The organism is Streptomyces sp. AC627_RSS907, assembly GCF_019049165.1.
This window is the reverse complement of the sequence record NZ_JAGMUE010000625.1, coordinates 1-671: the sequence shown is the minus strand read 5'-3', so window position 1 is coordinate 671 and position 671 is coordinate 1. Positions and strand designations below refer to the sequence as shown.

Annotated in this window: 1 protein-coding gene; it reads right to left on the bottom strand. The window is 66.9% G+C overall.

All coding sequences use genetic code 11. The features are described from left to right. The coding region (locus KUM32_RS37475; RefSeq protein ID WP_217146311.1) for a MerR family transcriptional regulator at nt 1-313 on the bottom strand (313 nt) is incomplete at its 3' end. Nucleotides 314-671: the final 358 nt, after the last annotated feature.

Below are 671 nucleotides of genomic sequence, written 5' to 3'. Positions count from 1 at the left end.
GGGAGGCGGTGCGGCGGTGCTCGGCGTTGATACGTCGGGCCTCTTCGAGCTGGTCTTCGAGGATGACGATGCGGCAAGCGGCCTCGATGGGCGTGCCCTGGTCGACGAGTTCCCGGGCCCGGGCGGCGATGCGCAGTTGGTAGCGGGAGTAGCGGCGGTGGCCGCCCTCGGAGCGGAGCGGGGTGATGAGGCGGGCCTCACCGACGGCGCGGAGGAAGCCCTGCGTGGTGCCGAGCAGTTCGGCGGCCCGGCCTATCGTGTAGGCGGGATAGTCGTCGTCATCGAGACGGTCGAACGAGTCATTTGCTGTCATGTACACCTCTTCGCGGAACGCGTGGAGGGGCCCGAGTGCCACACGGCACCCGGGCCCCGAAGGAACAACTACACCATCTGCCGGCCCTGGTACTACGCCGGCCTTCTGTTTCCGCTCACCCGAACTGAATTCTGTCGGGGTCGCGGGGATCGCGGTTGCTTGACCGGAGACCACCTCACTATCGATGTCCTGCGGTACCCGGGCTCAAGTCTCCGCCCGGGCGATCCTGATGGCGCCTCGTCCCTCCGTTCTTCCCTCTGGGATCGATCACTTGCCTACACCTGGTACTGCTGTCCTGCACACTGCTCAGTGGCCTGTGTCAGCACCACTCTCCGGCAGCCAGCCCCGTTGCCCGTCC